Genomic DNA, 16,066 nt, shown 5'->3' on the forward strand with positions numbered 1-16,066 from the left:
GAAATTTCAGATAATTATTCATCTATACAAAAGGGGGTTAGTAATATGGCAGGAAGTCATGATTACGAGTATGTAGAAGCTGGAACTGTAGATGTGAAAGATTTGCCACCGTTAGATCCGACAACACATAAAATTATGAAGGATGAGTTTACTACAGGATTTAGCTTAACGGTATTTTATTTTATTTTAATTTTTACTATTCCAGTGATGAATTGGTTTGCTCCTGAATTTGCGTTTAAGAAATTGTGGGGCGGTATGACCGTTACTTGGTTTGTTACGACAATCGTCATGATGTTGATGGCTTTTGTCATTGCCTTTGTGCATACGACATTGTATGAAAAGCGCTTGAAAAAATATGAGATGTCAACGAAGTAGTGTAACTTAAGGGGGTAGGTTGAATGTTAGAGACAATTTTAGAACCAAAAATGTTATTAACAATTGCCCTAATGGGAACGATTGTATACATTACGTATTTAACGAAAAAAAATACAACAGCATCTGATTTCTTCGTTGGGGGACGGAGCTTTGGATGGTTTACGAACGGTTCAGCTATAGGGGGAGACTATTTAAGTGCAGCTACATTTTTAGGGATTGCTGGTTTAACCTTTCAATTAGGCTATGATGGAGCCTATTATGCATTTTGCTTCTCGATTGGTTTGACGCTATTAGCTATTTTTGTTGCTGGGCCATTAAGAAGATTTGGTGCATTTACCGTAGCAGACTTTTTAGCCTATCGCTTTCATAGTAGACGAGCTCGTTTAGCCGCAGTCATTGTAGTTTTAGCAATTTCAGGTTTCTATGCGGCGCCACAACTACTAGGCGCAGCACAAATATTAAGTATGTTCTTTGGGACTTCTTATGAATTTGGTATTATTTTTACATGTGTCGTGATGATTTTCTATGTAGGAATCGGTGGTATGAAGGGCACGACGATCAACCAAGCATTAGAGCTGTGGATTCGTCTAGGTGCATTTATTGTGATGCTTATTGCAGCGATGTATGGTGGCTTGCATTACGATAAAATTTTAGCAGCCATCAATTCCTTTAATGGACCTATTACTGGGACATCACCGTATGCCTTGGATGGAAGTGATATAAATTTTGATGGTGCCGCATGGACGGGGACAGGCTTCTATTTCCCGACGTTTTGGCAAACGATTAGTATGACCATTGGTTTAGCATTAGGTACGATAGGGTTACCGCATATTTTATTGCGCTTTTATACGAATCCGAGTGCTAAGGCTGCACGTAAATCTGCTTTAATGGCGATTGGTATTGCGAGTGCATTCTTCTTGTTAGCCGTATTTTTAGGGGTTGTTGGTCGTGCTATTTTCATTTCAGGTACTGCGAGTGAGGAAGTAATGAGAGATTTAGTGCTTGGTGGCAATAATATGGTTATTCCAACAACGGCGCTTGCATTAGGGGGCGATTGGCTGCTCGGTCTTGTGATTGCAGGGGCATTCGCTGCTATTTTCTCTAACTTATCAGGATTATTTATTACAAGCTCTGGTGCATTAGCGCATGATTTATATGCTAGCTTTATGAAAAAAGATATTACACAAAAACAGCGTGTAGTTGCTGGAAAAGTGGCGATTGTTATTTTAGGTATTTTATATGGCGGACTTGGGTTACTCGTAAAGGATGCTTCCATCGGTCATTTAGTTGCTTTAGCATTTACGGTTGCCGCAAGTACATTTACACCAATCTTTATATTAGGTATTTGGTGGAGAGGGATGACCGAAAAAGGAGCAATTGCAGGGTTAGTGATTGGTCTCCTCGTGTCGATGTGGATGATTTTCTTACCAGGAACACTTCCAAGTTTCCTACAATTCAAAATCCCTGGCATCGTAACAGTACCAGTCGGTTTCCTATCTGTTATTGTTGTGTCATTATTAGATCGTAAAGTACCTGCTGATGTAAACGATTTCATGAAGCGAGTGCACTCGAAGGAATCCGAAACTGCATAGATGATTAACATTGCACGTTAGTTCTTTTAGTGAAGAAAACATAGACGGTAGACCCCTTCAAAGAAATTTGAGTTGGTCTATTGTCTTTTTATTTTTGACATCAAACTTAGGCAAACGTTGATTTCCGTTTCAGGCGCTCCCTTTCCGCAGGCACGGCTCCAACTAATTTTTGCGGCGGATGCCGCAAAAATGGATTTTCCGCTCCAATCAACTAGTATTGACTATTCATATAATATTTCGCTCTCACACACTGAAATGAAAAGATGAAGGTTATGCCTGTCATAAAAAAGTAGTACCCTATAAAATTTTCTACAGATTTCTATTCATTTCTTTAAAAAGAAGCCTTTGGTTATCGCAGAGAGAGACGACTCCCGCGAAAAACGTTCACTTAGAGCGAAAATCAAAAGCGATTTTTGATTATTGACACCTCTTAATTTAAAGTATCAGCGTGTGTTTCTGTCATATTTTCATGTTATATTAGTTATTGCTATATAAGCTCTTATGGTAGAATAGGTAGGATGTTGAGTGAACGGAGGAATAGCTGTGTATAAATATTATGGATTGGCCGCTTTTGTCATTATTCTTGATCAATGGACAAAATGGCTAATTGTGAAAAATATGGAGTTTGGTGAACGTATTGCCGTATGGGATCCTTGGTTTGGTATTTTATCTCATCGTAATAGAGGTGCAGCCTGGGGGATGCTTGAAGGGCAAATGTGGTTATTTTCTATCGTGACAATAGGTGTTATTATTGCCATCATTTACTTTTATCATAAAGAGGCAAAGGGCAAGCCTCTTTTTCAAGTGGGCTTAATGCTGTTATTGGGCGGTGCCATTGGTAATTTTATTGACCGTATATTTAGAGGAGAAGTAGTAGATTTTGCCGACGTATTAATCCCTATTATTAATTACGATTTCCCGATTTTTAATATTGCGGATGCAGCATTAACAATTGCCGTTGTCGTATTAATGATTGGTTTAATCGCCGAAGATAAAAAAGAAAAGAAACAGGTGAAACAATGACACAAGTATCATATACAATTGAAGAACAGCAACAAGGAGAGCGCATTGATAAAGCGGTTTCGAGTATACAGAATGAATGGTCTCGTACACAAATTAGCAATTGGATTACAGAAGGAATTGTTAAAGTAAATGGTGAAGCAGTAAAAGCAAAATACAAGGTGAAAGCAGGCGATGTTGTTGAAATCATCGTACCAGAGGCAGAACCTTTAGACGTTATTGCTGAAAACTTAGACCTTGAAATCGTGTATGAAGACGCAGATGTACTCGTTGTCAACAAACCAAAAGGAATGGTGGTCCATCCTGCGCCAGGGCATATGACGGGTACACTGGTAAATGGTTTAATGTATCATTGCACAGATTTATCGGGCATAAATGGGATCATGCGTCCAGGTATTGTACACCGAATCGATAAAGACACATCAGGTTTGCTTATGGTAGCGAAAAATGATAAAGCACATGAATCATTAGTTGAGCAGCTTGTGAATAAAACAGTCACACGTAAATACACAGCGCTTGTGCATGGACATATTGCTCACGATAAAGGGACAATTGATGCACCAATTGGACGTGATCAAAAGGACCGTCAAAAACAAGCTGTTGTGGATAAAGGGAAACATGCGGTGACGCACTTCCAAGTAATTGAACGCTTCGGTGATTACACATTAGTAGAGTGTCGTCTTGAAACGGGACGTACACACCAAATTCGTGTCCATATGCAGTATATTGGATTCCCACTTGTTGGCGACCCAAAATATGGACCAAGAAAGACCCTTGATTTTGGTGGACAAGTATTGCACGCAGGTGTTTTAGGATTCACGCATCCGACTACTGGCGAATATATGGAGTTTGAAGCACCACTTCCTGTTGATTATGTACAATTATTAGACGAATTAAGAAATAAGGATTGACGGATAATTAAAGAAGGTCTATACTAACGAAAGTGAATGAACGACTTTAACTTAATATTCACCTTTAATGGCAGTCCAGAGAGGCTGAGAAGGTACATGTGAACGTGTTGCTAAAATTTGTGCTGCAAATTTTTCCAACATGCTATTTAAACACGTACTCAACCCTCTCAGGCTATTCGCCTCGAGAGGTTTTTTTATGCCGTTTCAATGATGCTTTTGCAAGTGTGTAAGCATCTGTAACAACCCGATGAAAATAGAGGAAAGAGAGGAGGACAAAAAATGTCAAAAAATGAGCTATTAGATGGGCCATCGATGACAAGAGCATTAACACGTATTGCACATGAGATTATTGAACGCAATAAAGGAATTGACGAATGTATATTAGTTGGGATTAAAACGCGCGGTGCCTTCCTTGCAAGACGCTTAGCAGAACGTATAGAAAAAATCGAGGGTAAAGCGATTCGTACAGGGGAGTTGGACATCACCCTTTATCGAGATGACTTATCAACAAAGCATGAAAATGAACAGGCACATGTTGAGCAAGTAGATATTGATTATGTGGTAGCCAATCAAAAAATTATTTTAGTCGATGATGTACTCTATACAGGACGTACAGTTCGAGCGGCACTAGATGCAGTAATGGATTTAGGAAGACCTGCGCAAATTCAACTAGCAGTGCTAATTGATCGCGGACACCGTGAGCTACCAATTCGAGCGGATTATGTTGGGAAAAATGTTCCGACATCAGGAACGGAACGTATCGTCGTTAATTTACTAGAAGTTGATGGCGAAGATTGCGTCATTATTTATAAAGAAGACTAATTATAAAGTGAGGAAGCGTCATGTCAAAGGCAGTATTAGATATAAATGATAAACCGACCCCAGTCCAATTAGTGACATTAAGTTTCCAACACATGTTTGCTATGTTTGGGTCAACAATTTTAGTACCACAACTGGTTGGGCTTAGCCCAGCAATCGCCCTTCTAACAAGTGGGATTGCCACATTGTTCTTCTTATTAATTACGAAGTTTCAAGTACCAGCCTATTTAGGTTCATCCTTTGCCTTTATCGCACCGATATTAATCGCTGCAGGTGGTTTAGATGACAATGGTTTAAGTGTAAATCCAGGTAATGCTATGATCGGAGCGATGGCAGTCGGAATTACCTACGGCATTGTGTCACTTATTATTTGGAAGAGCGGTTATAAATGGATTATGAAAATCCTTCCGCCTATCGTTGTAGGGCCAGTTATTATGGTTATCGGTCTTGGCTTATCAGGAACAGCAGTTAACATGGCAATGAATGTTGACGGAGAATATAACTTGCTACATTTCTCAGCGGCACTTGTCACATTATTTACAGCGATTATCTTTACCATCTTCTTTAAGGGGATTTTAAGTACAATGCCAATATTAATCGGCTTAATAGTTGGCTATGTCTACTCGATTTTTATCGGGATCGTCAACTTCGAACCAATTAAAGAGGCGAAAATGTTTGCACTACCACATTTTATTATCCCAGGTGTAAATTATGACTTTACGATTACATCGACAATTTTACTCGCGATGGTACCGATTGTGATTGTAACCATTTCAGAACATATCGGTCACCAACTTGTATTAGGAAAAGTAGTCAATCGAGACTATATTAAAGAACCAGGCTTACACCGTTCTTTACTAGGTGATGGCTTTGGGACCTTGATTAGTGCATTTATAGGTGGTCCACCAAAGACAACATACGGTGAGAACATTGGTGTCCTTGCCATTACACGAGTTTACAGCGTATATGTAATAGCAGGTGCGGCAGTCGTAGCAATTGTGCTGTCATTCTTCGGGAAAGCAATGGCGGTGATTGCAACGATTCCAACAGCAGTTCTTGGTGGTGTTTCCATTCTACTGTTTGGTATCATCGCATCAAGCGGTTTACGTATGCTAGTAGACAACCATGTGGACTTTGGTAACAGCCGCAATTTAGTGATTGCCTCTGTTATCCTTGTAATTGGTATCGGCGGTGCGAAATTTATCGTCACAGAATCATTAAGTTTAGAAGGCATGGCGCTAGCAGCGATTATCGGTGTTGTGCTAAATGCAATTCTACCAGGTAAAAAAGAAGCTGATATACCAGTACCATACAATCAAAATAATCAATCATAGTAGTACCTTTTAATGAATTGTCCAGAGAGGCAAAAAAAGGGAAGTTGTGGACAAGCAATAAGTAAGTAATAGGCTTACTATAGTTTGTCACGCCTCCTTATGCCTCGCTGACGACATCAGCGGGGCTTTTACATTATTTAGCCAAATAAATAATGAAGGACGTCATACATAGACGTTCATGACACACAACCTAATGGAGGTACATGATGAAGAACTTATTATCAATGGAACATTTAACAACTGAAGAGATTAACAGCATTTTACATCGTGCGCAGGCGTTTGAAAATGGCGAAACATCATCGTTATCTCGTGCTTATAACGTAGCAAACTTATTTTTTGAACCGAGTACACGTACGAAAACAAGTTTTGAGATGGCAGAGCGCAAAGTAGGCTGTACGGTTATCCCGTTTGACGCAAGCTTTTCAAGTGTAACAAAGGGTGAAACAATGTACGATACAGTTAAGACGTTAGAAATGATTGGCATGGATGCGGTTGTTATCCGCGCCAAAGAAGATGAATATTATAACGAGCTACTAGAAGGCATCAATGTTGCCGTTATAAATGCAGGAGATGGCGCTGGTCAGCATCCATCCCAATCATTACTTGATCTGTATACGATAAAAAAAGAGTTTGGTTCTTTCGAAGGGTTAAATATTACAATCGCCGGAGATATTTCTCATAGCCGTGTAGCAAAATCCAATGCATCCGCATTACAGCGGTTAGGGGCAAATGTACATTTTCTTTGTCCAGTAGAATGGGCAGGGGATTTTAAAGCACATCATTCTTGGGACGATTTAATCGAAATAAGTGATGTCATTATGTTACTTCGTGTACAACATGAGCGTCATAAAGTAAATAAAAGCTTCTCAAAAGAAAGCTATCATGAAGAGTATGGCTTGACAGTAGAACGAGAGAAGAAAATGAAGGACACAGCAATTATTATGCATCCAGCGCCAGTTAACCGCGATGTAGAAATTGCATCAGAGCTAGTAGAATGTGAACGGTCTCGCATCTTTGACCAAGTACGCAATGGTGTATACACACGTATGGCAATAATTGAAACGATCTTACAAGGGAGAGAATAACATGACGAAAGTACTTCAAAATGTACAAATGTTAAATGAACAAGGTGAATTGCAAACAGTAAATATCGCCATAGTAGATGGCAAAATTACTGCCATTGGACAAGAGGTCAATGTAGCTGGTGCAGAAATAATCGAAGGAAATGGTTTAGTTGTTGCACCAGGGTTTGTGGATGTGCATACACATCTACGCGAACCAGGGTTTGAACATAAAGAAACAATTGCAACAGGTTCAGCATCTGCCGCAAAAGGCGGTTTTACAACAATTTGTGCTATGCCAAATACAAAACCAGTGCCTGACACGGTTGAAAACATGCAATTAATAAATGGGCTTATTCAAGAAAGTGCAGTAATTCGTGTACTACCATACGGCTCATTAACACAAGATATTTCAGGGGAAGTTCGTACGAATATTGAAGAATTAAAAGCACATGGCGCAGTAGCGTTTTCCGATGATGGTGTAGGTATTCAGCTTGCATCCACGATGTATGAACAAATGCAGGATGCGGCAAAGCATGACATGGTCGTTGTCGCACACTGTGAAGATAATTCATTAATTTATGATGGTGTTATGCATGAAGGCAAGCGTAACAAAGAGCTAGGTTTACCAGGTATTCCGTCCATTTGTGAATCTGTCCAAATTGCTCGCGATGTTTTGCTTGCAGAAGCGGCAGGAGCACGCTACCATGTGTGTCACGTTTCAACAAAAGAATCAGTGCGTGCAGTACGCGATGCAAAAGCAGCAGGCATCCGCGTCACAGCAGAAGTTTGTCCACACCATTTATTACTAGAAGAGATGGATATCCCATCCGATGATGCAAACTGGAAAATGAACCCGCCATTACGAGGTGCAGATGATAAGGATTCTCTACACGCAGCACTACTTGACGGCACGATTGACTGCATCGCCACAGACCATGCACCACATACAATAGAAGAAAAATGCTGTGGCATGGTTGGTGCACCATTCGGCATCGTAGGCTTTGAAACAGCCTTCCCGCTATTGTACACACAATTTGTTGAAACAGGGAAATGGACTTTAAAGCAATTGGTAGATTGGATGACTGTAAAAGCGGCACAAATTTTTGACTTACCATATGGAACGTTAGAAGTAGGGGCTTCGGCAGACATGGTTTTAATTGATTTACAGAAAGAACAAACGATTGATGCAGAAGGATTTGTATCAAAAGGTCGCAATACACCATTCAATGGTTGGGTTGCAAAAGGTTGGCCAGTCGTAACAATTTTTGAAGGTAATATCGTATACCAGGAGGCAGAGTAATGAAAAAACGTTTACTTATTTTAGAAGATGGCACAGTATTTACAGGCACAGCGTTCGGTAGTGAGCGAGCTTCACAAGGTGAAGTCGTATTCACTACGGGGATGACAGGATATCAAGAAACGATTTCAGATCCTTCATTCTATGGACAAATCGTAACGTTAACATACCCACTTATCGGTAACTACGGTATTAATCGTGATGATTTCGAATCAATCACACCGGCAATTCGTGGATTTGTTGTCCGCGAACTAGCAAAAACACCGTCGAATTTCAGATGTGATTTAACAGTTGATGAATACTTAACATCAAAAGATATCCCAGGGATTGAAGGTATTGATACACGTAAGCTAACACGCATTATTCGTAGCAAAGGTTCAGTTAAGGCCATTTTGACTGCGGCTGACGAAGAAGTAAATGTAGAAGAAATTGTGGCAAAACTACAAGCGACACCAGCAATTACACATCACGTGCGCGAAGTATCACCAAAGGCTGCCTATCCATCACCAGGTCGTGGCAAACGAGTAGTGTTAATTGACTACGGTATGAAACACGGTATTTTACGTGAATTAAACAAGCGTGATTGTGATGTCCTTGTTGTACCATACAACACACCAGCAGCAGAAATTTTAGCATGGCATCCAGACGGTATTATGCTGTCAAATGGCCCTGGTAACCCAGAGGACGTGGCAGAAGGTATCGAAACAGTACGTAATTTAATCGGAAAAGTGCCAATGTTCGGTATTTGCTTAGGTCACCAAATCTTCTCATTAGCAAGTGGTGCGAAGGCATTTAAATTACCATTCGGTCACCGTGGTGGTAACCACCCAGTTAAAGATTTACGCACAGGACGTACAGATTTAACATCTCAAAACCATGGTTATGCAATCGATATAGAATCATTAAAAGATACAGATTTAGAATTAACACATGTCGCTTTAAATGATGGTACTTGTGAAGGTGTCCGTCATAAGAAATATCCAATCTTCACAGTACAATATCACCCAGAAGCATCACCAGGACCAGAAGATTCAAACCACTTATTTGATGAATTCATTGAAATGATGGAAGCAGAAGCAGGGAAGGGGAAACAACATGCCTAAACGTACAGATATAGAAACTATTTTAGTAATCGGGTCAGGTCCAATCGTCATCGGACAAGCAGCAGAATTTGACTATGCCGGAACACAAGCTTGTCTTTCATTAAAAGAAGAAGGCTACCGCGTTATTTTAATAAACTCAAACCCTGCAACAATCATGACAGATACAGAAATTGCAGACAAAGTATACATTGAGCCAATCACACTTGAATTTGTCTCACGTATTTTACGCAAAGAGCGCCCGGATGCCATCTTACCTACACTAGGTGGTCAAACAGGGTTAAATATGGCGATTGAGTTAGATAACTCTGGTATTTTAAATGAACTAAATATCGAAATTCTTGGTACGAAGCTCGATGCTATTCATAAAGCAGAAGACCGTGATTTATTCCGTAACCTGATGTATGAACTAGGTGCTCCAGTACCGGAATCAGATATTATTCATAACTTAGATGAAGCGAAAAACTTTGTTGCAAAAATCGGTTATCCAGTAATTGTACGCCCTGCATTCACACTTGGCGGTACAGGCGGTGGTATTTGTTATAACGATCAAGACTTAGAAGAAATCGTTACATCAGGTTTAAAATATTCGCCAGTTACACAATGCTTACTTGAAAAATCAATCGCTGGCTTTAAAGAGATTGAATACGAAGTAATGCGCGATGCGGCTGACAATGCCATCGTAGTTTGTAACATGGAAAATGTCGACCCTGTAGGGATTCATACAGGTGACTCTATCGTCGTAGCACCAACGCAAACACTTTCTGACCGTGAAAACCAAATGCTACGTAATATCTCATTAGATATTATCCGAGCACTAAAAATCGAAGGTGGCTGTAACGTACAGTTAGCACTTGATCCATATAGCTTTAACTACTATGTAATCGAAGTAAACCCACGTGTTTCTCGTTCATCAGCATTAGCGTCAAAAGCAACGGGTTACCCAATTGCCAAGCTAGCAGCAAAAATTGCAGTAGGTTTAACATTAGATGAAATCAAAAATCCAGTGACAGGTTCAACGTATGCTTGCTTCGAGCCAGCACTAGACTACATTGTCGCAAAAATTCCACGCTGGCCATTCGACAAATTCGAATCAGCAAAACGTAACTTAGGCACACAAATGAAGGCAACAGGTGAAGTAATGGCACTTGGTCGTACGTTTGAAGAAGCTATGCTGAAAGCTGTTCGTTCTCTTGAAACAGGTCAAGTACATTTAGAGCTAAAACATGCAGAAGATAACTCTGATTCTTGGATTGAAAAACGTATCCGTAAAGCGGGAGATGAGCGTTTATTCTTCATCGGTGAAGCATTGCGCCGTGGTGTAACAATCGAGCAAATCCATGAATGGTCTGCAATTGACTTATTCTTCTTAAATAAATTTAAAAACATCGTAGATATGGAGCAAACACTTGCTAACCATAAAAACGATAAAGAAATATTACGCACTGCAAAACGTCTAGGCTTTGCTGATAAAAAAATTGCCGAGCTATGGGACACAACACCAGAGGCAGTATATGCGTACCGTAAAGAAAACGGCATTATCCCAGTCTACAAAATGGTTGATACATGTGCAGCAGAGTTTGAATCTGAAACACCATATTTCTACGGTACTTATGAGGAAGAAAACGAATCCATCAAATCTGATAAACCATCCGTTATTGTATTAGGTTCGGGTCCAATCCGTATCGGTCAAGGGGTAGAATTTGACTATGCAACAGTGCACTCTGTATGGGCAATTCAAGAAGCAGGCTATGAAGCAATCATTATTAACTCAAATCCAGAAACCGTATCAACGGACTTCTCGATTTCAGATAAGCTATACTTCGAGCCATTAACAATCGAAGATGTTATGCATATTATCGATTTAGAACAACCAATTGGTGTAGTTGTCCAATTCGGTGGTCAAACAGCCATTAACCTTGCTGATAAATTAGCTGCAAATGGTGTGAAAATTTTAGGTACATCATTAGAAGATATCGACCGTGCAGAAAACCGCGATAAATTCGAACAAGCTTTACATGCATTAGACATTCCACAGCCTCCAGGTGAAACAGCTGTTTCAACGGAAGAAGCACTTGCCATTGGCGAACGCTTAGGCTTCCCAGTACTAGTTCGTCCTTCGTATGTACTTGGTGGACGTGCAATGGAAATTGTTTATAACGAACAAGAATTACAACACTATATGGAAAACGCTGTTGAGGCATCACCAGATCACCCAGTACTCGTAGACCGTTACTTAACGGGGCAAGAAATTGAAGTCGATGCGATTTGTGACGGTGAAAATGTTTTAATCCCAGGTATTATGGAACATATCGAACGTGCAGGGGTACACTCCGGTGACTCGATTTCTGTATACCCACCACAAAAATTAACACAAGCACAAAAAGATACATTAGTGGATTACACAACGCGTTTAGCAAAAGGTCTTGGCATTATCGGCTTAATGAACATCCAGTATGTTATTTCCCAAGGTGAAGTGTATGTCATTGAGGTAAATCCTCGTTCATCTCGTACAGTACCGTTCTTAAGTAAAATTACGAACATCCCAATGGCGAACATTGCAACAAAAGCCATTCTTGGAAAATCAATCATAGCACAAGGCTACCCAACTGGCTTAGCGGCAGAGCAAAAAGGTGTATTTGTTAAAGTACCAGTATTCTCATTCGCTAAATTACGCCGAGTGGACATTACATTAGGACCTGAAATGAAATCGACAGGGGAAGTAATGGGGAAAGATGCAACATTAGAAAAAGCACTATATAAAGGCTTAGTTGCAGCAGGTATGGAAATTCGCACAGAAGGCACAGTATTATTCACTGTATCTGATAAAGATAAAGAAGAAGCAATTGCACTTGCAAAACGCTTTTCAACAGTAGGCTACCGCATTGTAGCGACTGAAGGTACTGCACTAGCATTTGAAGCTGCTGGTGTTCGTACTGATGTAGTAGGTAAAATCGGTGCCAAAGGACAAACGTTACTTGATTTAATTCAAAATGGTGAAGCGCAGTTAGTAGTGAACACATTAACAAAAGGCAAGCAACCAGCGCGTGATGGATTCCGCATTCGACGTGAGTCTGTAGAAAATGGTGTGCCTTGCTTAACTTCTCTAGATACAGCAGAAGCAATGCTACGTGTAATTGAATCAATGACATTTACAGCAGAACAAATGCCGAAAGCGGAGGTAGTACATTAATATGATTCGTCAAGAGAAAATGACGGTCGTCTCTCAAAAGCAAATTGCGACAAACATTTTCGAATTGACACTTCGTGGTGAACTGGTTCAGGATATGACTCCTGGCCAGTTTGTCCATGTAAAGGTGTCAGATTCATTGGAGCCGCTTTTACGTCGACCTATTAGTATTGCAAACATAGATAAAGACAACAGTGAATTTACCATGATTTATCGTGCGGAAGGTCGAGGAACAAAGGTGTTAGCGACAAATCGTGAAGGGCAGCTAGTCAATGTCCTTGGCCCAATCGGTAATGGCTTCCCAGTTGATGCAGTAAAGACAGGTGGGACAGCATTATTAGTTGGTGGCGGCATCGGTGTACCTCCTTTACATGAGCTGTCAAAACAACTTAATGCACGTGGTGTGAAGACCATCCATGTATTAGGCTTCCAAACAGAGGATGTATGCTTCTACGAAGAGGAATTTAACGCACTTGGTGAAACACATTATGTAACAGTCGATGGCTCAAAAGGAACAAAGGGCTTTGTGACCAACGTTTTAGAATCACGTGCACCGGAGTTTGATGTGTTCTATTCTTGTGGTCCTCTACCGATGTTAAAAGCTTTAGAAGGTTTCTATCCTGAAAAAGAAGGCTATTTATCTTTTGAAGAGCGAATGGGCTGTGGCATTGGAGCTTGCTTCGCGTGTGTATGTAAGACAACAGATCAAATTGATAAAGACTATGTCAAAGTATGCTCTGACGGTCCAGTATTCCCGAAAGGTACGGTGGCATTATGAGTCGTTTAAATATCCAATTACCTGGCTTAGATTTAAAAAATCCAATTATGCCAGCTTCAGGTTGCTTCGGCTTTGGTCGTGAGTATGCGCAACTATACGATTTATCGAAACTTGGCGCGATTATGATTAAAGCAACAACTGTAGAAACAAGACCTGGCAATCCGACACCTCGTGTAGCGGAAACAGCAGCAGGAATGTTAAATGCGATTGGTTTACAAAATCCTGGTATTGAAAAAGTAATGAATGAAGAATTAAAGTTTTTAGAAGGCTATGATGTGCCGATTATTGCCAATGTAGCGGGAACGGAAACAGCAGATTACGTGGAAGTAGCACGTCGCATCTCAGCTGCACCCAATGTCAAAGCACTAGAACTTAATATTTCATGCCCGAACGTAAAATGTGGCGGTATTCAATTCGGGACAGATCCAGCAACAGCAAGAGATTTGGTTGCAGCTGTCAAGGCAGTGTCGGAAGTACCTGTTTACGTGAAATTATCACCAAACGTTACAAATATCGTAGAAATTGCGCAAGCTGTTGAAGCAGGTGGAGCGGATGGTATTACGATGATTAACACATTAATCGGCATGCGCTTACATGAACGTACAGGTAAACCTGTCATTGCCAACGGTACAGGGGGCTTATCAGGTCCTGCAGTAAAACCTGTTGCCATTCGTATGGTATATGAGGTGTATAAGGCAGTCAATATTCCGATTATTGGGATGGGGGGCGTAAGCGAAGCACAAGATGTTATTGATTTTATGTCTGCTGGTGCATCAGCAGTCGCGGTTGGAACAGCCAACTTTGTCGATCATTTTGTTTGCCCGAATATCATTGAGGAATTACCTGCAAAGCTTGACGCTTTAGGTGTAGAACATATTACGGATATTATCGGAAGGAGCCATCGTTAATGAATACAAAACCAATTCTAGCACTTGATTTCCCAGGAGAAGCAGAAGTTTTCAAGTTTTTAGCACATTTTCAAGAGCCTCTTTTCGTCAAAATTGGTATGGAGCTTTATATGCAAGAAGGTCCAGATATTGTCCGCAAAGTGAAAGATTTAGGTCATGATATTTTCTTAGACTTAAAGCTACATGATATTCCTAATACGGTTGGCTCAGCGATGAAGGGCTTAGCTAAATTAGGGGTTAATTTAGTCAATGTCCATGCAGCGGGCGGGCGTCCGATGATGGAAGCTGCACTCGAAGGTTTGGAAGCAGGGACACCCGCAGGTCAAGAGCGCGCTGCATTGATTGCAGTGACACAACTAACATCCACTACGGAAGCGCAAATGCAAGCAGAGCAAAAAATTGCGTTAACATTGCAAGAATCGGTATTGCATTATGCAAACTTAACAAAACAAGCAGGCTTGAATGGTGTGGTTTGCTCGGTACATGAAGCACAAGCAATTGCTGAAGTGTGTGGCCAAGACTTTTTACGTGTCACACCTGGTATCCGTTTAGCAGGTGGTGACGCTCACGATCAAAAGCGCATCGCTACACCGGATGGCGCCAAACGTGATGGTTCTTCTTTAATCGTAGTAGGCCGTGCCGTAACAGGTGCGCAAGATCCAGTGGCAGCATATAAAATGGTAAGTGAACTATGGGAGGCATCAATATGACATTACAAAACGAAATCGCACACGCTATGCTTAAAGTTGGCGCTGTCGAATTAAATCCAACAGAACTTTTTACATGGGCATCAGGTATTAAATCTCCAATTTACTGTGATACGCGTCTAACAATCTCTGACCCAGTTATCCGTAAACAATTGGCAAATGGCTTAGCCACTGTGATTAAAGAGAACTTTGGTGCAACAGAAATCGTAGCTGGTACAGCCACAGCAGGCATTCCACATGCTGCATGGGTAAGTGATATTTTAGACTTACCGATGGTCTATGTACGCTCAAAGGCAAAAGAACATGGTCGTGGCAATCAGATTGAAGGAAAATACGCTGCTGGACAAAAAGTCATCGTAGTCGAAGATATTGTGTCAACAGGTGGTTCTTCCATTACAGCAGTTGAAGCTTTACGTGCTGCGGGTTGTGAAGTATTAGGGGTTGTATGTGTTTATACGTATAACTTACCACGTGCTGAACAAGCATTTGATGAAGCGGGCATAAAGTACGTATCTTTAACAAACTTCGATTATCTAATTGAAGCAGCGAACGAATCTGGTGCCATTAAAGAAGAAGATATTCCATTTTTAAAAGATTGGCATGCAAAACTTAAAGCTGGAGAGTTATAATCGCATTTTTGACTAGCTATAACGAATCTGTTTAATAAAGAATAATGAAACGATCACGGTTATGATAACCTGTGGTCGTTTTTTTATTGGAAAGGAACTGTGAAGGATTGAAATATAAAAATTAAATATAAGGAGATGTATGTTAAAGAAAATTCAATAAAATAAAGTTTTCTAATGTAATAAAAATCGCTTTTTAATATTAATGCTTTAAAGGGAAAAATTATATGTTAATAATAATTGAGTATTAAAAATAAACAGAAAATTAAAGTAAGTCCAATAATAATCAAGTTTACCAAATAAAAGAATGCGATGTGTGAAGAAGTAAGAACTGAATAATCGCAT

General features: G+C 40.3%; 14 protein-coding genes. All 14 read left to right on the plus strand.

Features of this window, described 5'->3' with window-relative positions:
• The first annotated feature begins 45 nt into the window (after positions 1 to 45).
• The gene (locus tag MKY08_RS04275) at positions 46 to 375 is read left to right on the plus strand and encodes a hypothetical protein (RefSeq protein WP_024362123.1); all 330 of its coding nucleotides are present in this window, start codon (positions 46 to 48) and stop codon (positions 373 to 375) included.
• 23 nt (positions 376 to 398) lie between these two features.
• Positions 399 to 1,967: a cation acetate symporter gene (locus MKY08_RS04280; RefSeq protein ID WP_069510236.1), complete on the plus strand. Its 1,569-nt coding sequence runs from the start codon at positions 399 to 401 to the stop codon at positions 1,965 to 1,967.
• Positions 1,968 to 2,510: 543 nt separating this feature from the next.
• Entirely contained in the window at positions 2,511 to 2,990 is a 480-nt protein-coding gene (lspA, locus tag MKY08_RS04285) for a signal peptidase II (RefSeq protein WP_069510235.1), read from the plus strand.
• Positions 2,987 to 3,898, plus strand: coding sequence for an RluA family pseudouridine synthase (locus MKY08_RS04290; RefSeq protein ID WP_069510233.1), 912 nt, complete (start codon positions 2,987 to 2,989; stop codon positions 3,896 to 3,898). The genes lspA and MKY08_RS04290 overlap by 4 nt, the downstream gene beginning before the upstream one ends.
• 279 nt (positions 3,899 to 4,177) lie before the next feature.
• A complete protein-coding gene (pyrR, locus tag MKY08_RS04295) occupies positions 4,178 to 4,720 on the plus strand; it encodes a bifunctional pyr operon transcriptional regulator/uracil phosphoribosyltransferase PyrR (RefSeq protein ID WP_024362119.1) in 543 nt (180 codons plus the stop codon).
• A gap of 20 nt (positions 4,721 to 4,740) precedes the next feature.
• Positions 4,741 to 6,051, plus strand: a complete 1,311-nt coding sequence (locus MKY08_RS04300; protein WP_069510232.1) for a solute carrier family 23 protein — start codon at positions 4,741 to 4,743, stop codon at positions 6,049 to 6,051.
• A gap of 206 nt (positions 6,052 to 6,257) precedes the next feature.
• Positions 6,258 to 7,136 carry an aspartate carbamoyltransferase catalytic subunit gene (locus MKY08_RS04305; protein ID WP_069510231.1) on the plus strand — a complete coding sequence of 293 codons (879 nt, stop codon included), beginning with the start codon at positions 6,258 to 6,260 and terminating at the stop codon, positions 7,134 to 7,136.
• Position 7,137: 1 nt separating this feature from the next.
• A complete protein-coding gene (locus MKY08_RS04310) occupies positions 7,138 to 8,415 on the plus strand; it encodes a dihydroorotase (RefSeq protein ID WP_025218761.1) in 1,278 nt (425 codons plus the stop codon).
• Positions 8,415 to 9,515 carry a glutamine-hydrolyzing carbamoyl-phosphate synthase small subunit gene (carA, locus tag MKY08_RS04315; protein ID WP_024362115.1) on the plus strand — a complete coding sequence of 367 codons (1,101 nt, stop codon included), beginning with the start codon at positions 8,415 to 8,417 and terminating at the stop codon, positions 9,513 to 9,515. The genes MKY08_RS04310 and carA overlap by 1 nt, the downstream gene beginning before the upstream one ends.
• Positions 9,508 to 12,705 carry a carbamoyl-phosphate synthase large subunit gene (gene carB / locus MKY08_RS04320; RefSeq protein ID WP_069510230.1) on the plus strand — a complete coding sequence of 1,066 codons (3,198 nt, stop codon included), beginning with the start codon at positions 9,508 to 9,510 and terminating at the stop codon, positions 12,703 to 12,705. Before carA ends, carB begins: the two co-directional genes overlap by 8 nt.
• Before the next feature lies 1 nt (position 12,706).
• A complete protein-coding gene (locus MKY08_RS04325; protein ID WP_024362113.1) occupies positions 12,707 to 13,480 on the plus strand; it encodes a dihydroorotate dehydrogenase electron transfer subunit in 774 nt (257 codons plus the stop codon).
• Positions 13,477 to 14,388, plus strand: coding sequence for a dihydroorotate dehydrogenase (locus MKY08_RS04330; protein ID WP_069510229.1), 912 nt, complete (start codon positions 13,477 to 13,479; stop codon positions 14,386 to 14,388). The genes MKY08_RS04325 and MKY08_RS04330 overlap by 4 nt, the downstream gene beginning before the upstream one ends.
• A complete protein-coding gene (gene pyrF, locus MKY08_RS04335; protein WP_069510227.1) occupies positions 14,388 to 15,098 on the plus strand; it encodes an orotidine-5'-phosphate decarboxylase in 711 nt (236 codons plus the stop codon). Before MKY08_RS04330 ends, pyrF begins: the two co-directional genes overlap by 1 nt.
• Positions 15,095 to 15,724: an orotate phosphoribosyltransferase gene (gene pyrE / locus MKY08_RS04340; RefSeq protein ID WP_069510225.1), complete on the plus strand. Its 630-nt coding sequence runs from the start codon at positions 15,095 to 15,097 to the stop codon at positions 15,722 to 15,724. Before pyrF ends, pyrE begins: the two co-directional genes overlap by 4 nt.
• The last annotated feature ends 342 nt before the right edge of the window (positions 15,725 to 16,066 follow it).

It is taken from the genome of Lysinibacillus sp. FSL M8-0337 (assembly GCF_038593855.1).
GTDB classification, from domain to species: domain Bacteria; phylum Bacillota; class Bacilli; order Bacillales_A; family Planococcaceae; genus Lysinibacillus; species Lysinibacillus sphaericus_D.